The 24,165-nt window shown below is 66.6% G+C and carries 28 protein-coding genes and 1 pseudogene; 4 read left to right on the forward strand and 25 right to left on the reverse strand.

What is annotated here, in order from left to right; all coding sequences use genetic code 11:
- Window positions 1-7: 7 nt before the first annotated feature.
- From GO606_RS14295 to GO606_RS14390, 20 genes and pseudogenes are all read right to left on the reverse strand, one after another.
- The gene (locus tag GO606_RS14295; RefSeq protein ID WP_425532217.1) at window positions 8-199 is read right to left on the reverse strand and encodes an acyl-CoA dehydrogenase family protein; all 192 of its coding nucleotides are present in this window, start codon (window positions 197-199) and stop codon (window positions 8-10) included.
- Window positions 200-312: 113 nt separating this feature from the next.
- Window positions 313-387, reverse strand: a pseudogene (locus GO606_RS14300) (hypothetical protein); the annotation flags it as partial.
- A 412-nt stretch (window positions 388-799) separates the two neighbouring features.
- The gene (locus GO606_RS14305; RefSeq protein ID WP_246979599.1) at window positions 800-1,099 is read right to left on the reverse strand and encodes an acyl-CoA dehydrogenase family protein; all 300 of its coding nucleotides are present in this window, start codon (window positions 1,097-1,099) and stop codon (window positions 800-802) included.
- Window positions 1,100-1,136: 37 nt separating this feature from the next.
- Window positions 1,137-1,901, reverse strand: a complete 765-nt coding sequence (locus tag GO606_RS14310; RefSeq protein WP_246979600.1) for an SDR family NAD(P)-dependent oxidoreductase — start codon at window positions 1,899-1,901, stop codon at window positions 1,137-1,139.
- A 114-nt stretch (window positions 1,902-2,015) separates the two neighbouring features.
- Window positions 2,016-3,218 (reverse strand): acetyl-CoA C-acyltransferase, encoded by a 1,203-nt coding sequence (locus GO606_RS14315; protein WP_169119379.1) that lies wholly within the window; start codon window positions 3,216-3,218, stop codon window positions 2,016-2,018.
- A gap of 8 nt (window positions 3,219-3,226) precedes the next feature.
- A complete protein-coding gene (locus tag GO606_RS14320; protein WP_169119380.1) occupies window positions 3,227-3,712 on the reverse strand; it encodes a MaoC family dehydratase in 486 nt (161 codons plus the stop codon).
- A 10-nt stretch (window positions 3,713-3,722) separates the two neighbouring features.
- On the reverse strand, window positions 3,723-4,508 hold the full coding sequence (locus GO606_RS14325; RefSeq protein WP_169119381.1) for an SDR family oxidoreductase: 786 nt from the start codon (window positions 4,506-4,508) through the stop codon (window positions 3,723-3,725).
- A 28-nt stretch (window positions 4,509-4,536) separates the two neighbouring features.
- A complete protein-coding gene (locus tag GO606_RS14330) occupies window positions 4,537-6,081 on the reverse strand; it encodes an amidase (protein ID WP_169119382.1) in 1,545 nt (514 codons plus the stop codon).
- A gap of 16 nt (window positions 6,082-6,097) precedes the next feature.
- On the reverse strand, window positions 6,098-6,976 hold the full coding sequence (locus GO606_RS14335; protein ID WP_169119383.1) for an SDR family oxidoreductase: 879 nt from the start codon (window positions 6,974-6,976) through the stop codon (window positions 6,098-6,100).
- A 26-nt stretch (window positions 6,977-7,002) separates the two neighbouring features.
- Window positions 7,003-8,154, reverse strand: a complete 1,152-nt coding sequence (locus GO606_RS14340) for an acetyl-CoA C-acetyltransferase (protein WP_169119384.1) — start codon at window positions 8,152-8,154, stop codon at window positions 7,003-7,005.
- Window positions 8,155-8,157: 3 nt separating this feature from the next.
- A complete protein-coding gene (locus tag GO606_RS14345; RefSeq protein WP_169119385.1) occupies window positions 8,158-9,216 on the reverse strand; it encodes an acyl-CoA dehydrogenase family protein in 1,059 nt (352 codons plus the stop codon).
- 8 nt (window positions 9,217-9,224) lie between these two features.
- Complete coding sequence (locus GO606_RS14350) at window positions 9,225-10,391, reverse strand: acyl-CoA dehydrogenase family protein (RefSeq protein WP_169119386.1); 1,167 nt, start codon at window positions 10,389-10,391, stop codon at window positions 9,225-9,227.
- 9 nt (window positions 10,392-10,400) lie between these two features.
- On the reverse strand, window positions 10,401-11,153 hold the full coding sequence (locus tag GO606_RS14355; protein ID WP_169119387.1) for an enoyl-CoA hydratase family protein: 753 nt from the start codon (window positions 11,151-11,153) through the stop codon (window positions 10,401-10,403).
- Window positions 11,154-11,200: 47 nt separating this feature from the next.
- Entirely contained in the window at window positions 11,201-12,325 is a 1,125-nt protein-coding gene (locus tag GO606_RS14360) for an NAD(P)H-dependent flavin oxidoreductase (protein WP_169119388.1), read from the reverse strand.
- Complete coding sequence (locus GO606_RS14365) at window positions 12,322-13,257, reverse strand: enoyl-CoA hydratase (RefSeq protein ID WP_169119389.1); 936 nt, start codon at window positions 13,255-13,257, stop codon at window positions 12,322-12,324. Before GO606_RS14365 ends, GO606_RS14360 begins: the two co-directional genes overlap by 4 nt.
- Before the next feature lie 24 nt (window positions 13,258-13,281).
- On the reverse strand, window positions 13,282-14,082 hold the full coding sequence (locus GO606_RS14370) for a CoA-transferase subunit beta (RefSeq protein ID WP_169119390.1): 801 nt from the start codon (window positions 14,080-14,082) through the stop codon (window positions 13,282-13,284).
- Between the two features lie 12 nt (window positions 14,083-14,094).
- Entirely contained in the window at window positions 14,095-14,973 is an 879-nt protein-coding gene (locus GO606_RS14375) for a CoA transferase subunit A (RefSeq protein ID WP_169119391.1), read from the reverse strand.
- Window positions 14,974-14,983: 10 nt separating this feature from the next.
- On the reverse strand, window positions 14,984-15,874 hold the full coding sequence (locus GO606_RS14380) for a VOC family protein (RefSeq protein WP_169119392.1): 891 nt from the start codon (window positions 15,872-15,874) through the stop codon (window positions 14,984-14,986).
- A 206-nt stretch (window positions 15,875-16,080) separates the two neighbouring features.
- A complete protein-coding gene (locus tag GO606_RS14385; protein WP_169119393.1) occupies window positions 16,081-17,019 on the reverse strand; it encodes a bifunctional OB-fold nucleic acid binding domain-containing protein/MaoC family dehydratase in 939 nt (312 codons plus the stop codon).
- Between the two features lie 5 nt (window positions 17,020-17,024).
- Complete coding sequence (locus GO606_RS14390; protein ID WP_169119394.1) at window positions 17,025-18,236, reverse strand: thiolase family protein; 1,212 nt, start codon at window positions 18,234-18,236, stop codon at window positions 17,025-17,027.
- Window positions 18,237-18,471: 235 nt separating this feature from the next.
- On the opposite strand from GO606_RS14390, the gene GO606_RS14395 reads away from it, so the two are divergent.
- Window positions 18,472-18,750 carry a hypothetical protein gene (locus tag GO606_RS14395; protein ID WP_169119395.1) on the forward strand — a complete coding sequence of 93 codons (279 nt, stop codon included), beginning with the start codon at window positions 18,472-18,474 and terminating at the stop codon, window positions 18,748-18,750.
- Between the two features lie 119 nt (window positions 18,751-18,869).
- On the opposite strand, the gene GO606_RS14400 is transcribed toward GO606_RS14395, so the two are convergent.
- The 3 genes from GO606_RS14400 to GO606_RS14410 all read right to left on the reverse strand — a co-directional run bounded on the left by GO606_RS14400 (window position 18,870) and on the right by GO606_RS14410 (window position 20,231).
- Window positions 18,870-19,472 (reverse strand): aldehyde dehydrogenase family protein, encoded by a 603-nt coding sequence (locus GO606_RS14400; RefSeq protein ID WP_246979602.1) that lies wholly within the window; start codon window positions 19,470-19,472, stop codon window positions 18,870-18,872.
- Window positions 19,473-19,717: 245 nt separating this feature from the next.
- Window positions 19,718-20,071, reverse strand: a complete 354-nt coding sequence (locus tag GO606_RS14405) for a GMC oxidoreductase (protein ID WP_246979604.1) — start codon at window positions 20,069-20,071, stop codon at window positions 19,718-19,720.
- Window positions 20,072-20,090: 19 nt separating this feature from the next.
- Window positions 20,091-20,231: a hypothetical protein gene (locus tag GO606_RS14410; protein WP_246979606.1), complete on the reverse strand. Its 141-nt coding sequence runs from the start codon at window positions 20,229-20,231 to the stop codon at window positions 20,091-20,093.
- A 208-nt stretch (window positions 20,232-20,439) separates the two neighbouring features.
- Here GO606_RS14410 and GO606_RS21945 point away from each other — a divergent pair, with 208 nt between their 5' ends.
- From GO606_RS21945 to GO606_RS21955, 3 genes are read left to right on the forward strand one after another with little or no spacing between them, the layout of a single operon-like run.
- The gene (locus tag GO606_RS21945) at window positions 20,440-20,841 is read left to right on the forward strand and encodes a sulfatase-like hydrolase/transferase (protein ID WP_281503923.1); all 402 of its coding nucleotides are present in this window, start codon (window positions 20,440-20,442) and stop codon (window positions 20,839-20,841) included.
- Between the two features lie 28 nt (window positions 20,842-20,869).
- Window positions 20,870-21,163, forward strand: coding sequence for a sulfatase-like hydrolase/transferase (locus GO606_RS21950; RefSeq protein WP_281503924.1), 294 nt, complete (start codon window positions 20,870-20,872; stop codon window positions 21,161-21,163).
- Complete coding sequence (locus tag GO606_RS21955; protein WP_281503925.1) at window positions 21,160-21,738, forward strand: sulfatase-like hydrolase/transferase; 579 nt, start codon at window positions 21,160-21,162, stop codon at window positions 21,736-21,738. Before GO606_RS21950 ends, GO606_RS21955 begins: the two co-directional genes overlap by 4 nt.
- 45 nt (window positions 21,739-21,783) lie before the next feature.
- Here the strand turns inward: GO606_RS21955 and GO606_RS14420 are convergent, their stop codons facing one another.
- Together GO606_RS14420 and GO606_RS14425 are read right to left on the reverse strand one after the other, a co-directional pair.
- Window positions 21,784-21,966, reverse strand: a complete 183-nt coding sequence (locus tag GO606_RS14420; protein ID WP_169119396.1) for a hypothetical protein — start codon at window positions 21,964-21,966, stop codon at window positions 21,784-21,786.
- A gap of 141 nt (window positions 21,967-22,107) precedes the next feature.
- On the reverse strand, window positions 22,108-24,153 hold the full coding sequence (locus GO606_RS14425) for a long-chain-acyl-CoA synthetase (protein ID WP_246979607.1): 2,046 nt from the start codon (window positions 24,151-24,153) through the stop codon (window positions 22,108-22,110).
- Between the last annotated feature and the right edge of the window lie 12 nt (window positions 24,154-24,165).

Consider the following 24,165-nt stretch of genomic DNA (forward strand, 5'->3'; position numbering starts at 1 on the left):
TTGATCGTCAGGCCGCGAGCTGGCTTTCCAGCGTGCGCACGAGGTGCTCGCCCCATTCGTGCCGACTGCCGAGCATCACCGCGAGCTGGCGCGCGCGGCGGTAGTAAAGGTGGCAATCCATCTCCCACGTGTAGCCCATACCACCGTGGGTCTGGATGTTCTCCTGCGCCGCGTAGCTGAACGCGTCGGTTGCCGCGATGCGTGCTCCGGCCGCCGCACGGGGAAGTTCAGGCGCATCGCTGGCGAGCGCCCACGCGCCGTAGTAGCAATGCGCGCGCGCGCCATCTCGTTGCGCGTGTAGATGTCCGCGAGCTTGTGCTTGATGCCTTGGTAGGAGCCGATCGCACGCCCGAACGCCTTGCGCTCACGCGCATACGCGGCCGCCATTGCAAGCGCCGTGTCGGCACCGCCGAGTTGCTCGAAGGCGACGAGGATCGCCGCCCGGTCGCGCACCCACTGCAGCAACCCGGCCGCATCGGCACATCCGTCGAGCACTTCGGCCGGTGTCGCCTCGAACACCAGTTCGGCAAAGCCGCGCGACGGATCGATCGTCGCCAGTCGCCGCCGACGCACGCCCGCGGCGAGGTCGGCCACGACCAGCACCGTCTGGCCGTTCGCCGCCTCGGCCAGCACCACGGCAAACACGGCCGCCTCGCCGTCGGCAACCAGCGGCACGCTGCCGTTCAGGGTCTTGCCGTCGAAGCGCGGCAAGACTACCGGCGGATTCGCGTCGAGCGGCGCCGCGAGCGTCGCCACCGCGCCATCGGCCACGCGAGGCAGCCAGCGCAACTGCTGCGCCTCACTCGCGCCGAGCAGCAGCGCCTGCACCGCCAGATACAGCGGGCGCCGGTGCGAGCTGGCGACCGATCTCCTCGGCGACGACGCACAGCTCCAGCGCACCCATGCTGTGGCCGCCACAGCGCTCGGGCAGCATCAGCGCCGTCACGCCCATATCGGCCAGCCCGCGCCACACCTTCACACTGTGTGTCAGCCCCTGCTCCATCACCTGCCGCGCCTCGGCGAGCGGCGACTCCTTGACGAGGAACTTGCGCACCTCGTCGCGCAGCATTTTCTGGTCGTCGGAAAAATCGAAATTCATGTTCGCAATCCTGTCAGCAGGCCGGCACGCGGCGGGTTCAGATCGTCGACGAACCGCCGTTGAGCGCCAGCGTCTGGCCGGTCATCCACGACGCCTCGTTCGCCACCAGATAACTCACCACCGCCCCCACGTCCTCCGGCGTCCCCGCACGCCCGACCGCAGTCGTCGCCTTCGCGATCTCGTCATAGCCGAAGTTGTTCATGCAGCCCAGCGACACCGCATTGACGGTCACCCCGCGGCGGCCGACCTCATGCGCGAGATGACGCATGAAGCCCAGCGCCGCCGACTTCGCCGCGGCGTAGTTCGACAGCCCCATGCCCATGCCCTGCCGCCACGACTCTGACGTAATGACGATGATGCGGCCGAAGCTGCGCTCGCACATGCCGTCGACCACCAGCCGCGTGAGCCCGAGGATTGCACGCAGGTTGAGATCGAGCTGGATCTCGAAATCCTCGTCCTTCAAATCCTTGAACTTGCGCAGCGAATCTGGCATCGCCGGCGGCACACCGGCGTTATTCACCAGAATGTCGATCTCGCCAAACTCGCGCCGCGCGGTCGCGACGATCTGCTCGCGCACCTCCGCCTTCGTGATGTCACCGGGCGCGGCACACACCTCGAAACCTTCGGCCCGCAAGGCCGCCACCGCCTGCTCCACACGCTCGGGGAAATAGTCATTGACCACGACCTTCGCCCCCTGCGTCGCCAACGCCCGCACAATCCCCAACCCCATCCCCCGGCCGGATCCGGTCACCAGCGCCACCCGCCCCTCGATATCGAACAACCGCTTCGCCTTCGTATTCATTTACCGTCCCTTTCTGGCATGTGCGTGAAACCCATCTTCGGACACGCCGGTACGACCCGACATCGTCCATAGAGGGTAGGCCGGGCCATATCGGTTGAAGAGGGCCGGAAACCCTCAGCACACCTCGAACAAGCCCGCTGCCCCCATGCCGCCGCCGATGCACATCGACACGACAACATATTTCACCCCACGGCGGCGCCCTTCAAGCAGGGCGTGGCCGACCATGCGGGTGCCGGACATGCCGAAGGGGTGGCCGATGGCGATGGCGCCGCCGTTGACGTTGAGACGCTCGTCGGGGATGCCGAGGACGTCGCGGCAGTGGATGACCTGGCAGGCGAAGGCTTCGTTGATTTCCCACAGGCCGATGTCGCTCGCTTTGAGGCCGAAGCGGTTGAGCAGCTTGGGCACGGCGAACACCGGGCCGATGCCCATTTCCTCGGGCGCGCAGCCGGCGACGGCGATGCCGCGGTAGATGCCGAGCGGAGCGATACCGCGGCGGCCCGCTTCGGCACGGCTCATCACGAGCGCGGCGGCGGCGCCGTCGGAAAACTGCGAGGCGTTGCCGGCGGTGATGAATTCGCCCTGCTGCACCCACTTGCCGTCCTTCCAGACCGGTTTCAGCGCGGCCAAATCCTCGAGCTTCGTCGAGGCGCGGTTGCATTCGTCGCGGTCGGCGACCACGTCCTCGTGGCCTGCGGGGTTGCCTTCCTTGTCAAACAGCGCCTTGCGCGCGGCGAGCGGCACGATCTCGTCGACGAAAAGGCCCGCGGCCTGCGCGGCGGCGGTGCGCTGCTGGCTCTGAAAGGCATAGGCGTCCTGCGCGGCGCGCGAGATGCCATAGCGGCGCGACACGATCTCGGCGGTCTCGAGCATCGGGATGTACGCCGAAGGCATCACGTCCATGACCGCGACGGACTGTGCGCGCCAGGTGTTCTTGTGTTTGGTCTGCGTCAGCGACAGCGACTCGACGCCGCCGGCGACGGCGATCTGCATTTCGCCGGCGAGGATGTTCTTCGCGGCGACGCCGATCGTCATCAGGCCGGACGCGCACATGCGGTCGAGCGCCATGCCGGGCACAGTCTGCGGCAGACCGCCGGTGTAGGCACACAGGCGGCCGATGTTGTAGGCCTGGGTGCCTTGCTGCACCGCGGCGCCCATGATGACGTCCTCGACTGAACCCGGCTCGATGCCGGCGCGCTCGACGACGGCGCGCACGACGTGGCCCCCGAGCACCGGCGCCTCGGTGTCATTGAAAGATCCGCGGAAAGATTTGGCGAGCGCTGTGCGCGCGGTGGCGACGATGACGGCTTCGTTCATGTGGTTTCTCACTCCGAAACTGGATTGAAGGTGTAACGGCTGATCGTGTCGACCACGCAGCCGGGGCGTTCGCTGCCCTCGATATCGATACTGACGCGCACGGTGGATTGAACGCTCGGATTGGGCGTGTTCTCGCCGATGCGCTCAACGCGCGTGATCTCGCCGCGGCCGCGGATGCGCGCGCCGACTTTCACCGGTGCCGGGAAGCGCACGCGATCGCAGCCGACATTGACGCCCATGCTCAGGTTGTCGACGCGGATCAGTTGCGGCAGAAAGAGATTGACCAGCGCGAGCGTCAGGTAGCCGTGAGCGATGCAGCCGCCGAACGGCCCTTCGCGCGCTCGCTCGGGGTCTACATGAATCCACTGATGGTCGCCGGTCGCGTCGGCGAAGAGATTGACACGGTCCTGGCCGATCTCGATCCAGTCGGTGACACCAAGGTCGCGCCCGGTCGCGGCGAGAAGTTCGTCGGCGCTTGCGAATATCGTCGTCATCGCGTCGGCCTCACGCCTGCTGCGAGCTGACCGACAGCACTTCGCCGGTCATGTACGAGGCGTAATCGCTGGCGAGAAAGACCATCACGTTGGCCACTTCCCAGACTTCGGCGGCACGGCCGAAAGCCTCGCGGCTGGTGAGTTGCGCGAGCAGTTCCTCGCTCGCGGCCTTCTTCAGGAAATCGTGCAATGCGATCGACGGCGACACCGCATTGATGCGTACGCCATGCTCGGCAGCCTCCAGTGCGGAACAGCGCGTCAGCGCCATCACGCCGGCTTTCGCCGCGGCGTAGTGCGCCTGCAGTTTCTGCGCGCGCCAGCCGAGCACTGAAGCATTGTTGACGATCGCGCCGCGGCCGCGTTTTTCCATGTGCGGCAACATCGCACGTGTCATGCGGAAAGTGCCGGTCAGCGTGATGTCGAGCACGCGCTGCCATTCCTCGTCGCTCATCTCGGTAACGCGTTTCTCGCCACCGAGGCCGGCGTTGTTGATCAGCACGTCGACGCCGCCAAGCCGGCTTTCGGCTGCGGCAACAAGGGCCTGCACCTCTTCCTCGACAGCGACATTGCACAGCTGGCCCCATATCGCGTCGAGGCCGGTTTCGCTCTTCAGGCGCGCCACCGCCTCTTCGAGACGCCGCGGGTGGATGTCGGAAATCATCAGCGCGCGGCACCCCTCCTCCGCGCAGCGCTTCGCCGCAGCGTAGCCGATGCCGGCGCCGGCCGCGGCGGTGATCAGGACGGACCTGCCGGCGAGCAACTGGTGGCCGGGGACGTATTGGGGGATCTTGTTCATTGTTTCTCCGGGAATTACGTGAGCCGGGTCACAGGACCGGACGGCGATCCTTCCATGGCGCGGCCTGTTCGAGCTGCGCTGCGAGCGAGAGCAGCGTTGCCTCGCCGCCGAAGGGTGCGGCGAACTGTGTGCCGATCGGCAGGCCGGCGGCGTTCCAGTGCAGCGGCACGGACATCGCCGGGTGGCCGCTCATGTTGAACATCGCCGTGAAGGGCGACGCGAGCATCGCGGCCTTGACGAAATCGTCGTAGGGCTGGTCAAGGGATACCTCGCCAAGCTTCGGCGGCGGCGCCGCGGTGACCGGGGACAGGATCAGGTCGTAGCTGCGGAAGAACTCATCAAGGATGCGGCCGGCCTGGTCGAACACCGCACGCGCGGCAAACACCTGCTCGGCGCTGTAGCCCTTCGCGAGTTGCAGGCTGCGCCAGTTGATCGGCTCGAACTCGTCTTCGCGCGCCGGCCGCCCGAGCGCTTTCTCGCGCGCATGCAAGGAAGTCAGCAGGCCGGTGGCGGTCACCACGCCCATGCCGGCGAACATTTCCTGGATCGGCAGCTGCAGCGTGACCGGTTCGACGCGGTGGCCGACATCGGTGCACAGCTTCGCTGTCTTGCGTACCGCATCCAGGCAGTCCGCATGCACGCCCATGCCGAAGGGGTTGGCCTCGACCAGCGCGATGCGCAGCACCCGCGGCGGCTTGCGGATCGCGTCGATCAGCGCGCCGGGGCGCGGCGTGATACGGGTGCCGGCTTCCGGTCCTTGCGTGAGCTGCAGCAGCAAGGCGCTGTCGCGCACCGAACGAGTGATGACGTTGCTGACCGACAAACCCATCCAGCCTTCCAGCGCACGCGGTCCCATCGGCACGAGGCCACGGCTGGGCTTCAGGCCGAACAGCCCGCAATGCGAGGCGGGGATGCGGATCGAGCCACCACCATCGCTCGCATGGGCAGCCGGGAGGATGCCGGCCGCGACTGCGGCGGCGGAACCGCCGGACGAACCGCCGGCGCTGTATTCCGCGTTCCACGGGTTGAGCGTCTTGCCCCACAGGCGCGATTCGGTCGTCGGGGTCTGGCCGAACTCGGGCGACGTGAGTTTGGCGAAGATGTTGAGACCGGCTGCACGATAACGTTCGACGAGCGTCGAATCATGGTCGGCGACCGCGTCACCGAAGAACGCACAGCCATTGGTCGTGACCGTGCCTTTCAACGCGATGTTCAGATCCTTCAGCGCGAACGGCACGCCGGTAAGCGGCGCGAGGTCGGCGCGGCGCAGACGGTCTGCCTTGCCCTCGCCGCTCAGCGCACGGGCGGCTTCGCGCGCGAGGTCGAAATGCGGGATGGCGACGGCGTTGATCGCCTTGCGCGCCTCGGCCCGGGTAATCGCGGCTTCGAGCACTTCGAGCGCGGTCAGTTCGCCACGGCGGATCAGGTCGGCGAGATCGACTGCATCGAAACGCTCGTATTCCGGCAGCGGCAGCGAGCCTGACGCGGCGACCGCGCCCTTCGAAACGCCGATCAGCGAGGTGACGCCCAGCGCAACACCGGCCTTCATGAAACTGCGTCGTTCGGAATTCATGCCGGAATCGTCCACATCAGCTTCCCCAGACTTTCTGCGCTGGCACCGCTTCGGCAAGGATCGCATCGACCGCGGTACCGACTTCGGCCGGCTGCCAGCGCGCGCCCTTGTCGCGCGTCACCCCGGTGCGCCAGCCGTCGCACAGCGAGATGCGGCCGCCTTGGCTTTCGAACACCTGGCCGGTGACGTGGCGCGACAGCGGGCTGCCGAGCCACACGACGAGCGGTGCGACGTTCTCCGCTGCCCACAGGTCGAAACTGCCGTCTTCCGGCTTCTTCACGACGTCCGCCATCGCGCTTTCGGTCATCGAGGTGCGCGCCGACGGGGCGAGCGCGTTCGCCGTGACGCCGTAGCGTGCGAGTTCGGCGGCCTGCACCAGCGTCAGCGACGCGATCCCGCCCTTCGCCGTGGAGTAGTTCGACTGCCCGATCGAGCCCTGCAGACCGGCCCCCGAACTGGTGTTGATGATGCGCGCATCGACCGGCTTGCCGGCTTTCGCCTGGTCACGCCAGCGGCGCCCAAGGATGTTCGCCAAGCAGAAATGGCCTTTCAGATGCACGCGCATCACCTCGTCCCAGTCTTCCTCGCTGAGGCTGATGAACATGCGGTCGCGCAGGATGCCGGCGTTATTCACGACGACGTGAACCTCGCCGAAAACTTCGATCGCCGCATCGACGATGTGTTGTGCGGTTTCAAGCCGCGTGATGTCGTCGGCGCTGGCGATCGCCTTGCCGCCGGCCGCGCGAATCTCGCCGGCAACCGCACCGGCGGCCTCGCGGCGGATGTCGTTGACGACCACGTTAGCGCCCTCGGCGGCGAAGGCAAGCGCATAGGCGCGGCCGAGGCCGCCGCCGGCGCCGGTGATGATGACGGTGCGTCCGTCGCAGATACCCATGCAAATCTCCAGTTCAGAAGAGCGGATCAGAGCCGCTCGATGATCGTGACGTTGGCCTGGCCGCCGCCTTCGCACATGGTCTGCAGGCCGAAGCGCCCGCCGGTGCGTTCGAGTTCGTGCAGCAGCGTCGTCATCAGCCGCGCGCCGGTGGCGCCGAGCGGATGGCCGAGCGCGATCGCGCCGCCGTTGGCGTTGGTGCGCGCCGGGTCGTAGCCGGTTTCCTTCAACCAGGCCATCACGACCGAAGCGAAGGCTTCGTTGATCTCGACGCGGTCGATGTCGCCGATCGACATGCCGGTTTTCTTCAGCGCGGCGCGGGTCGCGGGAATCGGCGCGGTAAGGTGCCAGATCGGATCGTCGCCGAGCACGCTGAGGTGGTGGATGCGCGCGCGCGGCGTCAGGTTATAGCGCTTCAGCGCTGCTTCCGAGACGACGAGCAGCGCGGCCGAGGCGTCGCAGGTCTGGCTCGACACCGCGGCGGTGATGCCGGGATATTCCGGGCCGACCGGTTCGAGTTCGGCCATCTTTGCAAGCGTCGTCTCACGCGGCGTTTCATCGTGCTCGACGCCTTCGAGCGCCACGGTCTCGCGCGTGAAACGGCCTTCGGTAATCGCAGCGCGGGCGCGGCGGTGGCTTTCCAGCGCGAAAATTTCCATCTCTGCGCGGCTGATCTGCCAGTGGTCGGCGATGCGCTGCGCGGCGTAGAACTGGTTCACCGGCTGGTCGCCGAAGCGCGCCTTCCAGCCGCGGCTGCCGGAGAACGGGTCGGGGAAGCCGAGCGGCTGGCCGGCGAGCATCGCCGACGAGATCGGGATCTGCGTCATCGTCTGCACACCGCCGACCGCGATCACGTCCTGCGTGCCGCTCATCACCGCCTGCGCGGCAAAGTGCACCGCCTGCTGTGACGAACCGCACTGGCGGTCGACAGTGGTACCGGGCACGTTCAGCGGCAGGCCGGCGGCGAGCCAGCTGGTGCGGGCGATGTCTCCGGCCTGCGAACCGATGGTGTCGACGCAGCCGAAAATCACGTCGTCGTAATCTTCCGCAGGAATCGCGTTGCGCTCGACCAGCGCCTTCAACACATGGGCACCGAGATCGATCGCATGAACGTGGGACAGTCCGCCCTTGCGCTTGCCGGTCGGGCTGCGCAAAGCGTCGACGATATAAGCTTCAGCCATGCTTCATTCCTCGAAAGTACGGCCGGGGCCGAGCGCGGCGGCATCGCCGAGCACGAAACCGGCGACACGGGATTTGTGGAAACCACGGTCGCCCCACGACGCATCCAGCGCCCAGGCGCGTTTCATGAACATCTGTAGATCGACTTCCCAGGTGTAGCCCATCGCGCCGTGCACCTGGATACCGTGGCGCGCGGCGAGCCACGCGGCTTCGCCGCAGGCGAGCTTGGCATGCGACACGCGTACCGGGGCGTCGTCTTCGCCATGGGCCACCGCGTGCGCGGCGCGATACAGCACTGGCTTGGCGAACTCGATGCGCGTCGCGACGTCCGCGAGGTGATGCTTGACCGCCTGGAAACTGCCGATCGCCTTGCCGAACTGTTTGCGTTGCGCGGCGTAATCGACCGAGAGGTCGAGCATGCGCTGCGCGAGGCCGAGCAGTTGCCCGGCCACCGACAGCACGCCACGCTCCAGCACCGCCGCCCACAGCGCACGTCCGGTGTCGCCGGTGGCGACGCGGGTCGCGGAACTCGGCTCCCATACGACATGCCCGAGCCGGCGCGACAAATCGATGCTGGGATTCGCGATGACGTCGACGAGCGAACGCGGCACCGCGTGCACTTCGTCGTCATGGGACAGCAACAGCAGGTCGGACGGCTGCGCATCGGCAACGAGCGGATTGACTGGATGGCCAACCGCGATGCGGATGCTGCCATCAGCGATGCGACCAAGCCATTCACTGCGTGTGGCGATGCTGTCGGGCAGCGCGGTGATCAGACCGGCCGCGACGTAGGCGGTATCGGCGAGCGAGTCGGGAATCGCGTAGTAGCCGAGTTCCTGCGTCATCAGCGACCAGGCCACGTCGTCCATGCCGAGGCCACCGCAATCCTCCGGCACCGACAGCGCCGTGAGGCCCTGTTCGGCGATCTTGTGGCGCAGGTCGGGCGAACGCCCGATGTCGGTTTCCCAGACTTCGCGCAGCATTTCGGGCGCCGCCTCGGTCATCAGGAAACGGCTTACCGCTTCGCGGAACGCGAGCTGGTCATCGTTAAAAGTGAAGTCCATGGCCGGCCTCAGGATTTGGGCAGACCGAGCATCCGCTCGGCGATGATGTTGCGCTGGATTTCGTTGGTGCCGGCGTAGATCGGACCGGCCTGGGCAAACAGGAAGCCTTCCAGCCAGCTCGCCGCGTCGCCGGCGTCGGGCGCTTCGGCGAGCAGTTCCCCGCGCGCACCAAGGATGCGCATCGCGGTCTCGTGCATCTTCAGGTCGAGTTCGGACCAGACGATCTTGTTGGTGCTCGCCTCGTCACCGATGCGGGCACCTTTCGCGAGGCGGCCGACGGTGTGGTAGGCCGCCAGCGCATAGGCTTCCGCGCCCATCCACGATTCGCACACCGTGTCGCGGATCGTCGGATCGCGGTCCGCGGTTTCGCGGTGGGCCTGATACAGCGCGACCAGCCGGCGCGCGGTGTGCTGGAAGCGCCCCGGCGAGCGCAGCAGCAGGCCGCGCTCGAAGCCGGCGGTCGCCATCGCGACATGCCAGCCCTGGCCCTCGTCGCCGATGCGGTTGTCGACCGGCACGCGCACGTCGTCAAAGAAGATTTCGGCGAAGGCTTCCTTGCCATTCAGCGCGCGGATCGGCCGGATCGTCACGCCCGGCGTATCGAGCGGCACCAGCACGAAGCTCAGGCCGTGATGGCGGCTCGACGCTGGATCGCTGCGGAACAGGCCGAACAGCCAGTCGGCATAGATCGCACGCGTCGACCAGGTTTTCTGACCGTTGAGCACATAATGGTCACCGTCCCTTATCGCCTTGCTGGTGATCGCCGCCATGTCGGAACCGGCATTCGGCTCGGACCACCCCTGCGCCCACATGTCCTCGCTCGCTGCCATGCGCGGCAGAAAACGCTGCTTCTGCGCCTCGGTGCCGAACTCCATCAGCGTCGGCCCGAGCAGCAGCTGGCCGTTCTGGTTCACCCGCAGCGGCGCACCGGAAGCGTAGTACTCCTCCTCGAAGATCAGCCATTCGATCAGGTCGCAGCCGCGTCCGCCAAGCGCCTCGGGCCACATCACCATCGACAGGCGGTGGTCGAACAGACGCCGCTCCCATTCGCGGTGCTGCTCGAAGCCCTCCTTCGTGTCGTAACTCGCGAGCGGCTGACGCGAAACGTTGTCGGCGAGCCACGCGCGCACTTCCTCGCGGAAGACCCGCTGTTTGGGCGTGTAGGCAAGATCCATGATGACCTCTCAGAATTTCGCTTCGCGTTTTTCGACGAAGGCGCGGCGGGTTTCCGCCGAATCCGGGCTGGTGTAGGCCTGCAGCGTGAAGCCTTGTTCCCAGCGGTACTTGTCTTCGAGATTGCCGTCCTCGATGCCGTTGAGCGCTTCCTTGGCGATGCGGATCATCTGCGGACTCTTCGCGGCGATCTTCGCGGCGATCGCGAGCGCGGTCTCGCGCAGTTCGCTGCGCGGCACGACGCGCTCGATGAAGCCGTAGCGTTCGGCGTCGCGGGCACCGATCTTCTCGCCCGTGAAGAACAGGTAGCGCACCTTCTGCAGCGGGAACAGGCGCTGCAAATGCGCGCCGCCGCCCATCGCGCCGCGGTCCACTTCGGGCAGCGCGAAGCTCGCGCAATCGGACGCGACGACGATGTCGGCAGCGCCGGTGATGCCGATGCCACCGCCGAGCACAAAGCCATGTACCGCGACGATCACCGGCACCGGGTTGCGGTGCACCGCCTTGAAAGTCGCGTAGTTCCCGCCATTCACCGCGACGATGCGCTCCGGGTGGGCGTCGAGTTCCTTGATGTCCACGCCGGCACAGAAGCCCCGGCCTTCGGCGCGGATCACGATGACGCGCACCTCGGGGTCGGCGCCGAGTTCGTCGATGCGCCGCGCGAGCGCGAACCATTCGGCGCTGTCGAGCGCGTTGACCGGTGGTTTGTCGATCACCAGCTCGGCGATGCCGGCGTCGAGCCGGACCTGAAATGCGTTCGTCACTATTGCTGTCTCCAGTGTTCGGTCGGATGTCTGTGGGGTAGTCAGCCTCATGCCGCCTCGCTCACCGCGGGCGCTGGCGTTTCGAGGCGCGCGTAGAGCCGCGCGAGGCAGTCCTCGGCTTCGGCTGCGATGCCGTGGATGACCTGCTCGCAGCTCTGCAATTCGCCGATCGCCGCAGCAACCTGGCCGCTCGGCAGGATGCCCTCGTCGGGGAGGCCCTCGACCATCGAGCGCTGCAGCAGCACCGGCTGGTTCGCCGACATCACCGTCTGCGACACCGCGCCGGCATCCTCGCGCAGCGCCTGGCGCAGCACGCCGAGCATGTGGCCGACGCTCATGCCGGTCTGGGTCTTCCACTGCCACGCGCTCTTCAGCGCGATCGCCAGCCGGCCGACCGGGCCGGCCGCTTCGAGGCGGCGGATGAAGGGATTGTCGATCATGCGGTGGCGCATGCCGTCGACCGCGGTCGTCACGCGGATCTGCTGCGGGTCGCTGACGTCGAGGTAGCGCTGCAGCGTCAGCTGCGGCGTCGGCGCGTCGGTGGTCATCAGGAAACGTGTGCCCATCGCGATGCCGGCCGCGCCCGCGGCAAGCGCAGCGGCCAACCCGCGGCCGGTCGAGTAGCCGCCGGCAGCGATCACCGGCACTTTCACCGCGTCGAGCACCTGCGGCAGCAGGATCGTCGTCGGCACGCCCCCGGTGTGGCCGCCGCCCTCGCCGCCCTGGATCGTGATCATGTCGGCGCCCAGTTCGACCGCCTTCACCGCATGCTTCAGCGCGCCGACCGTCGGGATGCATAGCACCCCCGCCTGCTTGAAGCGCGCGATGGTTTTCTTGTCCGGGCCGCGGCCGTAGCTCACTGCGCGCAGGCGGTACTGGATCGCCAGATCCACGCACTGCGCCGCGTTCTCCTGGAACATGTGGAAGTTCAGGCCGAAGTTGCCGCCGCCGGTGGCGTCGATGACGCGCCGGATTTCGGCTTCGAGCAATTGCGGCTCGATCGTCGCGCCGGCGAGAAAACCAAAGCCGCCCGCCCGCGTCGTCGCGATCACCATGTTCGCGTCGGCGACCCACCCCATCGCAGTCTGCACGATCGGGTAACGGCAGCCGAGCGCCTCGGTCAGCGGGGTGCGCAGCAGCGCGGAGTAATCGCAGTTCGTCTCGCGGCTCATGCGCCCTCCCGTACCCGTGCTTCGTCCTCGTCCGCAGCCAGCTTGTTGGCCTGCGCCATCGCGCGGGCGTCGTAGCCGCTGAGCTTGTCACCGGACAGCAGTTCGTTGTGCGCATGGGCGAAGTGATGCCACGCGAACACCGCGTCCATCGCTGTGCGCTTGCCCTGCAGATCCTCGACGTGGTTGATCGCCTGCTTCGTCAGTGCGAGGCCCATACGCGGCTGCACGGCGATGCGCGCGGCCAGCGCGTAGGTCGCCGCTTCGAGTTCGTCGCGCGGCACGACGCGGTTGACCATGCCCATCTGGTACGCCCGCTCGGCCCCCATGCGGTCGCCGACGAAGAGGAATTCCTTCGCGATGCGCGGATTCAGCTCATACGGGTGGGCGAAGTATTCGACGCCGGGAATCCCCATGCGCACCACCGGGTCCTGAAAGAACGCATCGTCAGCTGCGACGATCAGGTCGCACACCCACGCGAGCATCAGCCCCCCGGCGACGCAGGCGCCTTGCACCATCGCGATCGTCGGCTTCGGCAGCTCGCGCCAGCGCCGGCACATACCGAGGTACACCTCCTGCTCGCGCGCATACAGGTATTCGCCGCCGGGCTTGTTGGTGTGGTCCCACCACAGCTGCGCGCGGTCGAAAGGCTTGTTGATATCGCGCCCCGGCGTGCCGATGTCGTGCCCGGCGGAGAAGTGCTTGCCTTCACCGCGCAGCACGATGACCTTGACCGCATCGTCGTCGACCGCGCGCCGGAAGGCCGCGTCGAGCGCGTAGGTCATCTGCGAATTCTGCGCGTTGTTGAATGCCGGCCGGCTCATCGTCACGGTGGCGATGCCGTCCTGCACGGCGTACGTCACCGGCTCGGCGGTCTCGTAGTCCGAGGTGTCGGCGCGGGCGACGAAGGCGGGATCGCTGCTCGGGGCTGTCATGGGTTTTTCCTTGTTGCGTCGTACTCAGGCCGCCGTGCGGATGCCCGGAGGGTTGCCCTTGATCGCGGTGGCGCGCAGGTCGTGCGGATCGAGGCGGCGGATCAGCGCGAGTTGGTCGGCGCTCGGGGACGTCGTTTCGCCCATGTCCGGCGCAGCGACGAGCGGGAAGCCGGTCTTCTCCTGCACTTCCGCGAAACTCACGCCAGGGTGCAGCGAACGCACGCGCACCGAGCGGCCGGGACCGTCGAAATCCATCACGCACAGGTCGGTGACGACGATGCGGATGTCCATCAGGTCGCGGCGCACGCCATCGTCCCAGCGCTCGGGCTTGAAGCCGACGCCGGACACCATATCGACTTCGCCTTCGACGAACACACGACGGCTGTGCGCGGGCACGAACAAGGAGTTGATGTGGTTGATGCTGTTGCCCGGCAAGCCGCGCACGCCGAGCATCGCCGACTTCGGCTTCGCGTAGTCGCCGACGCAGGACAGGTTGGTCTGGCCCCAGCGGTCGATCTGGGTCGGGCCGATCATCGCGTGGCGGCGGCCGCCCCACACGCAGTCGAACACCCGCTCGAAGGGCATGTAGCCCGAATAGCGCGGCTGGTAGTCGCCACGCGGGCCGAGCGGGATCGGCTCCTCGACGAGAAAGGCCTCGCTGTCGGTCATCAGCAGCCCCTCGCTGTGCGTCAGCTTCGCCAAGCTCGCGCCGAGACGCGGAATCACGCCGAGGCCGGACGCGAGCAGTTCGCCGTCGCCGCGCCACGCTTCGGAGGCGGCGACGATCATCAGTTCGGCGAGGGTGAATTCAACTTTGTCGGTCATCGCGGGATCTCCTCAGAACACCGGCAGCGGCAGTTTGGCGAGACGCTCGGCGCCGCCGTTCTTTTCCTGGTAGGCAGCCTCGCCCGGCGCGACGAATTCGTCGACGTAGGCCTGCCAGCCGCCCTCATCTGTGGCGCTCGCGGCGTAGCGCTTGAAATGGCTCATGTCCCAGCCGTAATCGGACGGGCACGAAGTCGGATGCGCGCCGAAAGGTGCGTGCACGACGCCCGTCACGAGGTAGCGTTCGAAAGTGTTGTAGCGCGCCGTGGCGGCATCCAGCTCGAGACGTTCCTCGACGCGTTCGGCCGACACGAAGCACTGTTCGGCAGCGCGCGCGAAGTGATGGTCGAAATACGCATCCGGGCCGGTCACCAGCGTATTGCCGAGCCGGTCGGCGACATTCACGTGCAGCAGCGCAACGTCGAGCTTCAGCGCCGGCATCGCGATCAGCACCTCGCCGTCGTCGTAGGGCGAGCCGATGGTGCGCAGCTCGGGATTCAGCTTCACGACATCGGTCGCAAGCCCGCAACGCGTGGGCAGGAACGGCAGGCGCATGCCGGCGGCGCGCAGTCCCCACTGAAACATGCCCTCATCGAGCTCCATCAGGTCCGTCAGCCCGCCGGCCTCGCGCACCTTGCGGTACCACGGTTCGAGCGGCATTGCGTCGAGCGTCGCGAAGCCGAACACCAGCTTCTTTACTTTGCCGGCCGCGCACAGCATGCCGACCTCGGGCCCTCCGTAGGCGGCCACCGTCAGATCCTTCAGCGGCGAACGCAGGATCTCGCGCACGATCGCCATCGGCTTGCGCCGCGGCCCCCATCCGCCGAACCCGATCGTCATGCCATCGCGCAATCCGGCGACGACTTCCGCGGTGCTCATTCGCTTGTCCATGTCTTGTTCCTTATTGCTGTCCGACCGAAAAATCGTGGCCCCACAGGCTCACGCGGGTGAATTCGAAGGCGGCGTGGCGCGACCAGTCGACCTGCAGCCCGCCGTAGCCGTATTCCAGATCGAAACCCGACGGCGTCTTCATGTAGAAGGAGATCATCTTGTCGTTCAGATGCTGGCCGAGCGTTGCCGACAGCGGCACCCCATGCGCGAGGCGTCGGTCGTGCGCGCGGCCGACTTCGGTCATCGAATCGACCTCGACCATCGCATGCACGCAGCCGCTCGACACCGGGAATTCGGCCAGCGCAAGGCTGTGGTGGCGCGCGTTGCCGCAATGCAGGAAGTGGATCCGCACCGCCGGGCCAGCCGGATCGGGGCGGAAATTGAAGATGTCCGACACGCCGAAGCCGAGCACGTCGCGATGGAAAGCAATCGTTTCGTCGAAATTCGGCGCCGGGAGCACGGTGTGACCGAGGCCCATGTCACCGGTGACAAAGCGCGGCACACCCTGCGGCGACACGAAGGGCAGACAGTCCGAGCGGTGGCCCCAGCCGAGTTCGTGGCGGTTGCCGGAGGGGTCGGTGACGATCGCGATCGCCTGCATGCCGCGCTGTTCGCACAGCCCGCCCGAAGCCGGCTCCCACTTCGCGCGCTTCTGTTCCAGCACGGTGATCGCGGCATCGAAGGCGCGCTCGTCGGCAAGCTCCCAGCCAGACGCCACGTAACGACGCTCCCGGCCTTCGATGACCAGCATGCGGAAAGGCCGTTCGTCCATCTTCACGTACAGCCCGCTGCCAGGAGCCGGCGTCACCATCATGCCCAGGACGTCCTGCGCGTAGGCCTGCCATTCGGCGAGATTGTCGGTTTGAGCGACGAAGTAGCTCAGGCCGCGGATGTCGATCATGTTTCTGACTCCCTTGAGTACCCGGCACTTGCCGGTACGTGAGCCATTTTCGCGGGACCGCATCCCCGCCTCATCGTCCGTTGAGACTAAACAGCACATGCAGATCCGGCCATGTGAAAACCGGCCGCGGGCCGCATACTGACGAAAAAAAGACCGCTCGCCTGGAGGGGCGGAGCGGCCAAGGAGGATGACACCACAGGAGATGACTACATATAAAGGATCACCAGATCGTTGATGACCGATGGACGCTCGGCGCCGACGACATGGACGTTGAGTTCCATCGTCAGCTGCACGCCGCGTTTGATGCGTTCGACAGATTTCACGCGCGCCCGGGCGTGGATGCGCGATCCGGCCGGCACCGGGCTTGGGAAGCGCAGGCGGTCGGAGCCGTAATTGAGCATGTTCGTAAAGCCGGTGACTTCGAAGTCGAGCGGCATTTTCAGGCGCGACACGAGCACCTGCACCAGCGCGCCGTGCGCGATCGTGCCGCCGAACGGACCCTCCTTGCGTGCGCGTTCGGGGTTGGTGTGAATCCAGTAATCATCGCCTGAGAGCTTTGCGAAGTCGTCGATCAGCGCCTGATCGATGACGATCTCGTTGCTCCAGCCGCTGAACGTGTCGCTGACCAGCGCCTGCAGCGCCGCATCGTCATCGACCCGGATCTGGCGGCGCGGCAGCGCCGCTTCGGCAGGCGGTAGCGCGTCGGCCACGTCCGGGCGCGCCAGCACCACATCCTTGTCGACGCCAGTGAAGCGCAGCAGCGTCGCTCCGTCCGGTCCGGTTGCGTCAAACACCGGCTTCACGCGCATGCCGACGCGGATCTCGTCCTCGGCGAGGCCGACCAGGGTGGTATTGATTCGCACGCCTTCGTCCAACTCGACGACCGCGAGCTTCTGTGGCATCTCGTCGGCGAAATCGGGCAGCGTCGGCGTACGCGTCACGGTGTAGGTATACACCTGCCCCGCGCCGGATACTTCGCGCCATTCGAGCGCGTGCGAGAAGCAGCGGTCGCAGTGGCGGCGCGGGTAGAAGATCCAGTGGCCGCAGGCGGTGCAGTGCGGGATCACGATCTTCCCGTCCTTCAGCCCGTTCCAGAACGGCGCCGAGATTTCGGTCGGCACCGGCATCGGTTTGTTGGTCGACATGCTCGTCATGCTCCCTGCAGAATCAGTGCGCCCTGCTCGCTCATCACGCCGCCGGTACCGGAGACGTAGACGCGGTCGCAGCGTTTCAACTGGCGGTCGCCGCCACGGCCGGCGAGCTGGGTAAAGGCCTCGATCACCTGCGACATGCCTCCGGCCGAGCCCGACTGCCCGAAGCTGAGCTGACCGCCGTGAGTGTTCATCGGGAAATTGCCACGCCAAGTCAGGTCGTGTTCGCGCACGAAGCTCATGCCCTCGCCCTTGGCGCAGAAGCCGGCGTCTTCGAGCGTCAGCAGCACGGTAATCGTGTAGCAGTCGTAAATCTGCGCGGCGTCCATGTCGGTCGGCTTGAGGCCGGCCATCGCGAACGCGCGGCGCGAGGCCGGGCCGATCGGCGTCTCGGTCATCTCGGCCGCGTAGGACGGCGACTTGAACGCGAGGTGCTCGCCGAAGCCGGTCACAAAGGCTGGCCGGTTGCGCGCCCGCGCCGCGAGTTCCTTCGAGGCGACGATCACCGCCGCGCCACCGGCGACCGGCATGACGATTTCGAGCACGTGCAGCGGGTCGGCGACCATTTTGCTGGCGAGCACTTCGTCAGCAGTAAGCGGCTTGCCGAAAAACATCGCGTCCGGGTTGGTCAGTGCGTTGGTGCGCTGGTCAACAGCGATCTTCGCCATCGCCTTCGGATCGTAGCCGTATCGGGCCGCATAACGTTGCGCGATCATCGCGTAGCCGGTGTTCTGCCCCATGTGGCCGTACGGCAGGTCGAATTCCGCCTCGGGTGCGCCGAATGCGGTGCTGTGGCCGCCAAAGCGCATCGCCCGCGCCATCCAGGCCGGGTCCTCGTCGGGGCCGAACGGCGCCATCCGCGCCGGCAGCACGCACAGCACCGCCTGGCATAACCCCAGTTCGATCGCCGCCGCCGCACGCCAGATCATGCCGACTGAAGTCGTGCCGCCAAGATCGACAACCTCGGCGAAATTCAGACGCATGCCGAGGTATTCCGCAGCCATCGCCGGCACGAATACCGAGGCTTCATGAAACTGCGGGCCGTTGATGACCAGCCCGTCCAGATCCTCCGCGCGCAGCCCGGCGTCCTCCAGCGCGCGCGCGGCGAGGTCGGCGACCTGCTCAAGATGGAACATCCGCGGCGCGGTCGCGTATTTTTCCGGCCTGTACTGCGCCGCGCCGACGATTGCGGCGTGCCCTTTCAGTCCCATGTCTGCCCCTGTTCCCGATACTTGCCGTTGCCGGCGATGGGATAACGATGCCATAGCCTCGTCGGCGCGGTAATCGTTCAAATCGACTAGGCCCCCGCCAACCCCTCGGGCTTGCCAGTTACGATCTGGTCCGAATGAACGATGCGCGCCCTGCCACGTAACGGAAACATCCGCAAGCCGGTAACCGCCGCACCTATGCTCGGCGAAGCCGATGCCTTATCAAGGAGAACGCAACGTGGATACCATCATTCCCTGGATCGGCCTCGTCGGCCTGATCGGTCTTGCCGGGCTGGCCGGTATCAAGTCGCCCGTCGCGCGCTCGCGTCCTGGCGCGGCGATCCGCGTGCTGGGCGTGCTCGGCCTGGCCGGGCTGAGCGGTATCTGGATTCCAGGGGCGGGTGCGATGGGGGCCTTCGGCGCACTCGGGCTGTGGAACCACCAGTCCGAGCGCCTCGCCTTCTGGGGACGCATGGGATGGATGGGGCTGGTTGGCGTTCCCTTCGCCCTCGTCTGATCAGTTGCAGCGGCCCCGCAGCGGGGCCGCAATTCCTCACACCCGCAATGTCCTGAGCAAGCGCTCGTAAAGCTGCCTGGGATACGGTGGCACCAGGCCCAATGCCTTGCGCGATCCCCTCAGTCGCTGCGATACACCGTGTGCCGGTGGCAGAATTCCTCGAATCCCTCCCGCCCGTGATACACCCCCATGCCCGAACCGCCCACACCGCCGAAGGGCGCATCGTGAGCGGCGACCTGAATGAGCACGTCGTTGATGGCGATCCCGCCGGAAAGGGTGTACTCCAGCACCTGCTGCTCCTCGCGCCTGTCGGTGCCAAAGTAGTACGATGCGAGAGGCTGCGGGCCATTGTTGATCCGACCGATCACCTGGTCGATGTCGGCGTAGGACTCGACCTGCAGCAGCGGGCCGAAGATCTCCTCGCGGGCGATCCGGCTGTCGAGCGGGGATTCGATCACCAGTCGCAAGGTCCGGCGCCGGCCCGACGACGCTGTCCCGCCCCCGCAGTCGACGATGCGCCCGCCGCGCGCCGCGACCTCCTCCAGATACGCATCGAGCCGCGCCCGATGCCGATCATCGACGACCGCAGTCAGGGTCGCCGGCCCCGCGTCGGGCGGAAACAGCGTCCGATGCACGTCGACACAGGCGGAGACGAAGTGCTCCAGCGTTTCGCGCGGGACGCACACGGTGTCCGGGCTGCCCCAGATCTGGCCGGCATTCATCGAGCGAGATCTCACGCGACCGGCCGCCGAAATCCGCATCCAGCGCCGCGCAGAAGTCGTCGGCGCAGGTGCGCAGGAGCTCGAGAAGTCGGATCAGGCGATCGATGCGCACCTCCGCGGTGACTTCGCCCGCTCGGCGCTGCGCGTCCTTCATCACGCGCAGTGCTTCCAGGAGTGGGTACGGTGCCTCGTTCGGCATGCTCATTTCGTTCTTCCCGCAAGCTGTAATGGGGGCCGAGGCTGCTTCAACGCGAGCTGGCACGGATGAACTCGGCGGCCCGTTCGCCGATCATGATGGCCGCCGCATTGGTGTTGCCGGAAATCAGCCTCGTCATCACCGACGCGTCGGCGACGCGCAGACCCGCGACGCCGCGCACGGCGAGTTGCGCGTCGACCACCGCCGCATCATCGTCGCTCATGCGGCACGTCCCGACCGGATGGTGGCCGGTCGTTCCGGCGCGCCGGGCATAGTCGGCAAATTGCTCGCGCGTCGCCGCGCCGACGCCGGGATAGACCTCGCTCGCCGTGATCGCGGCCAGCTCCGGCGCCGCGGCGATGCGAGCCCCTGCGTGAGCGGCGTGCTGAGCAGCGGCGAGCAATCGGGCATCGCGTCGCGGTTCATGCGTCCTCCCCGGCTTTCAGGGCCGCCTGCTTGTTGGCTTGAGCCATGGCCTTCGCGTCGTAGCCGCCGAGCTTGTCGCCGGAGAGCAGTTCGTTGTGGGCGTGTGCGAAGTGGTGCCAGCTGAAGGCGGCATCCATCGCCGTGCGCTTGCCCTACAGGTCCTCGACGTGGTTGATCGCCTGCTTCGTCAGTGCCAGCCCCATCCGCGGCGGCTGCGCGCTGCGCGCGGCGATCCCGCAGGTCGCCAAGGATATGCCGGAAATCCAGCGCCGGCTCGGCGTGCAGGCGCCGGGCGATTCGCTTCCAACAAGAGGAGACACCCGATGACGAAGTTGCGTGCCAATAGTGCAGCGCGACGGCGGCGCTCGCCGCGCCGCCTTCATCACCGGGCAGCTGCCGATCCGCACCGGCCTCACGACCGTCGGTCTGCCCGTCTCCCGGGTCGGTCTCCACCGGCGCGATCCGACGTTGGCCGAGGTCCTCAAGACTGCGGTTTACCGCACCGGCCAGTTCGGCAAGAATCACCTCGGCGACCGCAACGAACACATGCCGACGGTGCATGGCTTCGACGAATTCTTCGGCAATCTATATCATCCACATTCCGAGTCGGAACCGAAACTGGCGATGTGGTCGAAGGATCCCGACTTCAACAGCCGACCGGCCGCGCGGCGTTCTCGACTGTGTGGCCGCGGACGACGAGGGACGCGAGAATCCGCGCTTCGGCCGATGGGGCAGACAGCGCTGTAAGGACACCGGCCCCCTCATCACCAAGCGCATGGAGACGGTCGATGATGAGTTCGTCGGCCACACCGAGCGCTTGATTCGCAGGTCGGTCGATGCGGGCCAGCCCTTCTTCGCCTGGTTCAGCCCCACCCGGATGCATATCTACACCCATCTGAAGGAAGCATCGCGCCGACTCGCCAACGACATCTCGTCCGAGTTCGACGTCTTTGGCAGCGGGCTGATGGAGCACGACGGCCACGTCGGTCAGTTGCTCACCCTGCTCGACAAGCTGAAGATCGCCGACAACACGATCGTCGTGTATACGCGGCGGATAACGGCGCGATGAGCTCTTGGTGGCCGGACAGCGGCGCGACGCCGTTCCGCGGGGAGAAGGCAACGGCCTGGGAAGGCGGGGTGCGGGTACCCATGCTCGTGCGCCGGCCGTCCGCGATCCGCGCGGGTTCGGTCTCCAACGGCGTCCAGACGCACGAGGACCTGATCACGACCCTGGCCGCCGCGGCCGGTCAACGCGGCCTGCCGGAACGGCTGCGCGGCAGCCATCAGGTATGCATCGACGGCGTCGACAACCTCGAGCACTGGCAGGGCAAGCGGCCGTCAGCCCGGAACTCGGTAATCTATTACAACGAGAGCGAGCTCACGGCAGTGCGGATCGGCCCTTGGAAATCGCACCTGAAGACGCGAGAGGGCTTTTTCGACCATCTGCAGCCCAGCGCGTTGACCTTCAACCTGCGCATGGACCCCTACGAGCGCCACGACGGCCACAAGGCCAACGAGCTGTCGATGCGTACGGGCGTCGCCTGGGGCGGACAGGTCTATGACCTGATCGGTGCCCACATGCGCTCGCTCAAGGAATGCCCACCCCGGCAAAAGGGCGGGACGCTCGGCTTCAGGACCAACTGACGCCGACTCCGCGCCGGCCGGCTGACGGCCAGCGCGGATGCGCGCCTAGCGCACCGTCAGCGCACCGAAGAACTGATCGGGCGATGCCCGCCCAACAACGATGGCGCCGGGACAGTGGTGAACGGATGCGGCGCAGGACACGACATTGTCGTGGGTGGCGGCCCCCGTGAACCATTGGAAGCCGAAGAAGGCGCACAGGGCGCCCAACACGAGCAGCTTGATCCTCATTGTCTCTCTCCAGTCGGGCCTCTGACGGACCTCTTTACTGACCGATCCCGATCCGCCAGTCCCGCTGCGGGGCATCGGTGGCCGGTTCGATGTATGACACAACTTGCGCCGCCCGGCCGCGGCGCACATCGTCCAAATGGACTATATCGACGTCCCCGTGGTCGCACTGAATGCAGGAAGGCCCTCGTTCTCCAGCGCATCGGCGGAATACGGCAGGTAAGTGCGCTCCGCTTCGCTGCGGACGTACAGCGGGTCATCGAAAGCTGCCGGGTCGTAACCCTGGCGCTGCAGATCGACCTTGCGCAACTTGAAGGTGGTGGTGAGGTCGGCCGCCCGCGGCACGCGCACGAAGAGCGGCGCCGCGTAACGCGGCAGGCGCGCCTCCGCCAGCGCATAGAAGCCCGCGGGGTCGAAACGGTGGTCCTCCTGCATCACGATCGCCGCCATCCCGGCACGGCCCTCGTGCCCGGGCACCTTCACGCCATAGATGTTGATCAGCTCGGCACCGGGATAATCGGAGAGCGCATCGGCAACCTCCATCGTCGAGACGTTCTCGCTCTTCCAGCGATAGGTGTCGCCGATGCGGTCGACGAAGTAGAAGTAGCCGTCGTCGTCGTAGCGCAGCAGGTCACCCGAACTCCAGTACGCGTCGCCTTCGGCGAAGACGTTGCGCAGGATCTTCCTTTCCGTGGCCTCCGCCGAGGTATAGCCTTCGAAGCGCCCGCCCCCGATGTCCGGGTGGTCGACGATGTAGCCGATGCCCTCCCCCACCTCGCCCGGCTGGCACAGCAGGTAGAACCCGCGCGCATCGCGCACATGCTCGCCGCTTTCGAGGTCGTAGCGCACAAGACGGAAGTTGGTCTTCTCCCAATACGGCACGCGACCGCAGGAACCGATGTGGTTGTCGACGTTGATCAGATTGGTGTTCGCCTCCGTCGATCCCCAGCCCTCGAAGATCTGGATCGGGCCGAAGCGTTCCACCCATCGCAGCCAGGATTCGGGCGTCAGACCCGCCCCCATCATGCAGCGCAGGCCATGGTCGCGGTCACGCATCATGGCGGGCTGGTTGAGCAGATAACGGCAGATCTCGCCGATGTACTGGCACACGGTGACACCGTAGCGGCGCACGTCGTTCCAGAACTCGCGCGTACTGAATTTCCGGCGCACGACGATCGTCGCACCCGCCTTCAGCGCGGTAGACGTGACCGAGGTCGCTGCCGCACCGTGGTAGAGCGGCAGGAAGCAGTAGAAGACGTCATTCGGGTTCGCACCGATGGTGTCGACCATCACATCGCCCGACGACATCCAGCGCATATGGCTGTAGCGCGCGGCCTTCGGCAGGCCCGTGGTGCCTGACGTGAAGATCAGCAGGGCCGGAGTCTCCGCAGTCAGCGGCGCGCGCAGTTCGCGTGGAAAGGCGTTGCGCGGCGCGCGCTCGACCGCATCCGCGAAGTCGGAGTCGCCGGAGCGTCGCAGGCTCGCCGGGGCCGGTTTCTCGGTATCCGGCAGCAGCCATTGCATGACATCCAGGATCCCCTCCGTCGCGCCGAAATTCGCCAGGCACTCCTCGCCGATCAATACCGCCTTAGCGCCGGTCGTCTCGATCGCGTGAGCCAACGGCCTGCCACTCACCTGCGTGTTAATGAATGCTGCAACGGCGCCGAGCTTGGCTAGGCCGAACCAGGCGAAGAAGAATTCGGGCCGGTTCTCGATCGCCATCGCGCAGACGTCCCCCGGACCCAGTCCGCGGGCGTGCATCGCATGTGCATATTGATTAGCGCACGCATCGACTTCGGCATAGCTGAAGTGGGCATCGCCGTAAACCAGGAAAGGCCGCCGGCCTTGCACCGCCGCCTGCGCCTCGACGCGGTCGGCGATCGTGTACAGGTCGCGCGGCTTGATCAGTGCACTGCTCTGCGCGCGGCGATCCAGCTTGGCCTGGGTCTCGTCCCGCGACACGAGGTCCATCGAAGGCTGCGATGCGTTGCGGGCCGCGATGCCGTTATCCATGCATTTGTCTCCGTTATTTCTGTTCTCTCGCCCCCTCGTGCGCTGCGATGTCACTTGGGGACAGCAGGGCCGGCGGTGTGAGACACCGGCACTCTGACGGAACCAATCATTCACCCGGCGGGAAAGTGGAACATCGTCCGTTGAGACTAATGCGCGTGACGGCGGCGAACCGGCCATTTGGGTTACCTG

It is taken from the genome of Aromatoleum anaerobium (assembly GCF_012910705.2).
Classification (GTDB): Bacteria; Pseudomonadota; Gammaproteobacteria; order Burkholderiales; family Rhodocyclaceae; genus Aromatoleum; species Aromatoleum anaerobium.